This window comes from Protofrankia symbiont of Coriaria myrtifolia (genome assembly GCF_900634755.1).
Lineage (GTDB): Bacteria > Actinomycetota > Actinomycetes > Frankiales > Frankiaceae > Protofrankia > Protofrankia coriariae.
On the sequence record NZ_CAAAFS010000109.1, the window covers coordinates 1 to 5,219 of the forward strand.

Annotated in this window: 4 protein-coding genes and 1 riboswitch; of the genes, 2 read left to right on the forward strand and 2 right to left on the reverse strand. The window is 69.7% G+C overall.

What is annotated here, in order from left to right:
• The first annotated feature begins 134 nt into the window (after window positions 1-134).
• Window positions 135-1,364, forward strand: a complete 1,230-nt coding sequence (locus CM1CMNOD_RS05995; RefSeq protein WP_013872776.1) for a glycosyltransferase — start codon at window positions 135-137, stop codon at window positions 1,362-1,364.
• 311 nt (window positions 1,365-1,675) lie between these two features.
• Here the strand turns inward: CM1CMNOD_RS05995 and CM1CMNOD_RS23545 are convergent, their stop codons facing one another.
• Entirely contained in the window at window positions 1,676-1,810 is a 135-nt protein-coding gene (locus tag CM1CMNOD_RS23545; protein WP_013872777.1) for a hypothetical protein, read from the reverse strand.
• Window positions 1,811-2,008: 198 nt separating this feature from the next.
• Window positions 2,009-2,133: riboswitch (TPP riboswitch) on the forward strand.
• Window positions 2,134-2,154: 21 nt separating this feature from the next.
• Between CM1CMNOD_RS23545 and thiC the strand changes: the two genes are divergently transcribed.
• On the forward strand, window positions 2,155-3,999 hold the full coding sequence (thiC, locus tag CM1CMNOD_RS06000; RefSeq protein WP_013872778.1) for a phosphomethylpyrimidine synthase ThiC: 1,845 nt from the start codon (window positions 2,155-2,157) through the stop codon (window positions 3,997-3,999).
• Between the two features lie 96 nt (window positions 4,000-4,095).
• Here thiC and CM1CMNOD_RS06005 read toward each other — a convergent pair whose 3' ends face one another.
• Window positions 4,096-4,845, reverse strand: a complete 750-nt coding sequence (locus CM1CMNOD_RS06005; protein ID WP_050803365.1) for a hypothetical protein — start codon at window positions 4,843-4,845, stop codon at window positions 4,096-4,098.
• Between the last annotated feature and the right edge of the window lie 374 nt (window positions 4,846-5,219).

A 5,219-nucleotide genomic window follows, 5' to 3' on the forward strand; every position in this document is an offset into this window, starting at 1 on the left:
CGCCCGGACAGTGATCCCGGCCGGCCATCCGGCGATCATGATCGTCCGGACGGCGGCCCCGGACGCCCGAAGGAGCCGAAGGAGGAGGGGGAGCCCGGCCGTCCGGAGGAGAGCATCGGTACCGGGGTGCCGGGGTGAGCCGTTTCCTGTTCGTCGTCCCGCCGCTGACCGGACACGTCAACCCGGCGGTCGGGATCGCCGGTGAACTGGCCGGACGCGGTCACAAGGTAGCGGTCGCGGGCCATCCGGACGTGGTCGGGCCGCTGCTGACCCCGGGGCTCACCCTGCTGCCATTCGCCGGGACGTTCACCGGCCCCAGCCGGGCCGCCGTCGAGGAGAGGTCCAGGCAACTACGGGGCGCGGCGTCCCTGAAGTTCCTCTGGGAGGACTTTCTCATCCCACTGGCCGCCTCGATGGTCGTCGACCAGCAGGCGGTCGGGGCCGCGCTCGTCGCCCGCCGCCGCGCCCTGCCGTGGGCGACCCTTGCCGCCACGTCCGCCGAACTGGACGATCCGTACGAGCTCCTGCCCGGGGTCGGGCGGTGGGTCCGTGACACGTTACGTGACTTCCAGCGCTCCCAGGGGGTGTCCGAGGACAAGGCGCGTGTTGGTGACCTGCGCTTCTCCGAGCACCTGACCCTGGTGTGCTCGGTGCCCCGGATGCTGCGCACGGACAGTTTTCCCAGCTACTACGGTTTCGTCGGCATACCGCTCGGCCGGCGGCCGGCAGTGGCCTTCCCGTGGGAATGGCTGGATCCCGAGCGTGAGCATGTGCTGGTCTCGCTGGGAACGGTGACCCGCGAGGCCGGCGGCCGGTTCCTGCGGGTCGCGGTCGACGCGCTCCGACCGCTCGGGCACCGCCTACAGGCGATAGTCGTGGCGCCGCCCGGCATCCTCGGCCCGCCCCGGGTGAATCCCGCACCCGACGGCGCCGCCGTGGCCGACGGCGCTCCGGCCGACGGTGCTCCGGTCGGCGCGGCTCAGGTCGGCGTTTCCCGTGGCGGCGGCGCTGAGGAGCACATTCTTGTGCTGCCGCATGTCCCGCAGCTCGATCTCATGCCACGGCTGTCCGCGGTGGTGTCGCACGGCGGGAACAACACGGTGTGCGAGGCATTGGCGCACGGTGTCCCGCTGGTCGTGGCGCCGGTCCGGGACGACCAGCCCGTCATCGGGGAGCAGGTCGTGCGCACCGGCGCGGGCCTGCGGGTCCGGTTCGGCCGGGTGAGCGCGCCCGCGCTGCGCGAGTCGATCGTCTCGGTGCTGGACGAACCGTCCTTCCGTGTCGCCGCGCGGCGGCTACGCGGCGACTTCGCAGCCGCCGGGGGCGCCGTCGCCGCCGCGGATCGCCTACTCGCGATGATCTGACCGGCTGACCGGCTGACCGGCTGCCCCGCTGACCCACTGGCCCACTGGCCCACTGGCCTGTTGGCCTCTTGGCCCGGCGTGCTCATCGAGCCGGCGCCGTTCGGCACACCTCCTTCGAAGCCTGCCGCCGACCAGCTCTTTCCACGTTCCTTCTTCCGGGTCTCCGCCGTGTTCCGGGTCTTCTTCGCGTTCCCTTCCCGCCGGCGTCAGAGTTTCATGTGGAACTCCGGGCCGGCCAGAAAGAAAAACGTCCTCCCGCTTGTTCCGGGAAATTTGTTCGGTATTTCTTCGGATAGTTTTCAGGTGGTTGATCAGGTGGTTGTCGTGGCGTCCGGACGGGTGCCTCCGGTATTACCCGTGGCGGGCGGTTCGTCGTAGCTCCAGTCGTGGACGAGTCCGATGACGAAGATTCCGAGGAAGAGCGCCAGCAGCGGCAGCAGAATCATTCATGCTCCCAGGGGGGAAGTGAGAGGGAGGATCTTTCCCGGTCACCGGGCGGACACTGTCCCAGCCTGATTACCCGCTCTCGGAAGCATCTCACCTGACGCTCGCCCGCGGTGACGCTGTGACACGATCCTGGGTTGTGGGTGGGTATTCCGTCGATTGGGTGGCGACAGGGTGCTGGTTGGGCGTACCGTCGCATCCAACGTCAACGCGGGAGCTTCCAACGCAGGAGGCTGAGAGGGCGGCTGGGACCCACCCACAGTGCCGCCGACCGCCAGAACCTGTCCGGGTAATGCCGGCGTAGGGAGGCTGTCACATGGTGCTGCCCGTCGACCGATCGGTCCCCGTGTCCGCGCCCGTCACCGGCGGAACACCCGTCACTGGCGGAACACCCGTCACCGGCGGCGCGCCCGTCTCCACGGGGCATGACGCTCGGAGATCCGCTGCCGGAGGGCCCGACGGCGTGTCCACGCCCGGTGGCTCACCCGCGCCGGTCACCTCCGGCCCGCTGCCCGGCAGCCGCAAGACCTATCTGGTCGGCTCCGCGGACGGACTGCGGGTGCCCATGCGCGAGGTGCTGCTCTCCACCGGCGACAGCGTGATCCTGTACGACACCTCCGGCCCGTACACCGACACCGAGCAGGTCACCGACGTGCGCCAGGGGCTGCCCCCGCTGCGGGACGCCTGGATCACCGCCCGCGGCGACACCGAGACCTACCAGAACGCCTCGCCGCAGGTCCGGCACGGAGAGCGGCTGCGCCGGCCGTCCCCCAGGCGGGCGCTGCCCGGCCGGGCCGTCACCCAGCTCGCCTACGCCCGCCGGGGCGAGATCACACCGGAGATGGAGTTCGTCGCGCTGCGCGAGGGCCTGCCGGTCGAGACCGTGCGGGCGGAGATCGCCGCCGGCCGCGCGGTGCTGCCCGCGAACGTCAACCATCCCGAGTCCGAGCCGATGGCGATCGGCAGCGCCCTCCTGGTGAAGATCAACGCGAACATCGGGAACTCGGCGGTGACCTCGTCCATCGAGGAGGAGGTGGACAAGATGGTGTGGGCGACCCGCTGGGGCGCCGACACCGTCATGGACCTGTCCACCGGCCGTGACATCCACACCACCCGGGAATGGATCATCCGGAACTCGCCGGTCCCGATCGGAACCGTGCCGATCTACCAGGCGCTGGAGAAGGTCGGCGGCAAGGCCGAGGAACTGTCCTGGGAGGTCTACCGGGACACCGTCATCGAGCAGTGCGAGCAGGGCGTGGACTACATGACCGTCCACGCCGGAGTGCTGCTGCGCTACGTGCCGCTGACCGCGCGGCGCAAGACCGGGATCGTCTCCCGCGGCGGTTCCATCCTGGCCGCCTGGTGCCTGGCCCACCACCAGGAGAACTTCCTCTACACCCACTTCGCCGAGCTGTGCGAGATCCTGCGCGCCTACGACGTGACCTTCTCGCTCGGGGACGGGCTGCGCCCCGGTTCGATCGCCGACGCCAACGACGCCGCCCAGCTCGCGGAGCTGGCCACCCTCGGGGAACTGACCTCGGTGGCGTGGGAGCACGACGTCCAGGTCATGATCGAGGGCCCCGGCCACGTCCCGATGAACAAGATCAAGGAGAATGTGGACCTGCAGCGTGAGCTGTGCCACGACGCCCCCTTCTACACCCTCGGGCCGCTGACCACGGACATCGCGCCCGGCTACGACCACATCACCTCCGCGATCGGCGCCGCGATGATCGGCTGGTACGGCACGGCGATGCTCTGCTACGTCACCCCCAAGGAGCATCTCGGCCTGCCCGACCGCGACGACGTCAAGGCCGGAGTGATCGCCTACAAGATCGCCGCGCACGCGGCTGACCTGGCCAAGGGGCATCCGGGCGCCCAGGCATGGGACGACGCCCTCTCCGACGCGCGGTTCGACTTCCGCTGGACCGACCAGTTCCACCTCGCGCTCGACCCGGAGACCGCCAAGGCCTTCCACGACGAGACCCTGCCCGCGGCGCCCGCGAAGTCGGCGCACTTCTGCTCGATGTGCGGCCCGCACTTCTGCTCGATGCGAATCACACAGGACGTGCGCAAGTACGCCGAGGAGCACGGCATTGCGGAGACCGACGCCGTGGAGGCCGGCCTGCGGGAGAAGTCGGCGGAGTTCGCCGCCCGCGGCAGCCATGTCTACCTCCCGATCGCGGAGTCGTAGAAGCCACGTAGGTGGTTCCTGTCACTCCAACGACGGTTTCCACCTACGGCTCCCGCATCCGTAGGTGGAAACCGCTGTGATGATGACGGTTTTCACCTACAGGTTCGGCTCCCAGCCGCGTTGGCGTAGTGCTGTGGCGACCTGTTCGGCCACCAGCCGCGGTTCGGTGCGCAGCACATGGACCGGGAAGCGCAGAATGAGGCGGTCCTGGAGCACACCGGCATTCTGCCGGGCCAGATCGTCCCACCACTGACGTACCTCCCGGTGATAGCCACCGTCGATCTCCACCCAGACCCGCCACGTTTCGTACCAGACGTCGAGGTGGTAGCGGCTGCCACCGGCGTCGATCCTCTCCTGCCGTCGCGCGGCCGGCAGGCCGTAACGGTTCTCGATTTTTCGATAAAGGATTTCGGCCACCGAATGGGCACCATCACCCAGGTCGCTCAGGGTGTCAGTGATCAGCGTGTTGCGGCGCAACGGCCCACGGCGCTCGACGGCCGCCCGCATCATCTGGACGTCGGTGATCGGGCCGGAGTGGGTGACGAGCACGCCCCGCATGGGCCGCTGCCAGCGGCCGCTGCGCAGCTTCCAGCGGATTTCCGTCTCGGTCATCCCGGCCCGCAGGGCCGTACGGACGGAGATGACGCCGTCCTGCGATTCCGCGATCCGCTCCCAGACCGTGCGTTCCCCACGGCCATCGGCCCGCCGCCTGGACGTGTGGTCGTTTCCGCGGGTCCCGTGGCCGCTGCCACGAGCCTCGCTGCCAGGCCCCTCGCTGCCGAGGAGCCTGGCGCCACTGTTCTTGCCGCCGCTGCTGTTCCTGTTGCCGCCGCGCGGATGCCGCAAGCCGGGATCATGGGCCATACCCCCACGCTGCCACGGCCTCCGCCCCACCCGCGAGCGAGACCAGTCACCTGTGGACAACGAACCTGTAGGTAGAAACCGTCACTATCGCAACCGACCCCACCTACACCCACGGAGCCTGTAGGTGGAAACCGTCGTGCTGGTGGCGGTTTCCACCTACAGGTCAGGACGCGGGTCGTCAGGGAGCGTGGGGAGTGAGGAAGCGGGTTGCCGGGCTGTGTGGGGTGGCCCCGGCTCGTGGGACGGCGGGATCGTGGGAGCCGGATCGTGGGGTGGCCGGGCCGTGAGGCGGTCAGCGGCAGAGGGCCGGACCGCGGGCAGCCGGTTGTGGGGCGGGGGCGGGTCAGTACCTCGGA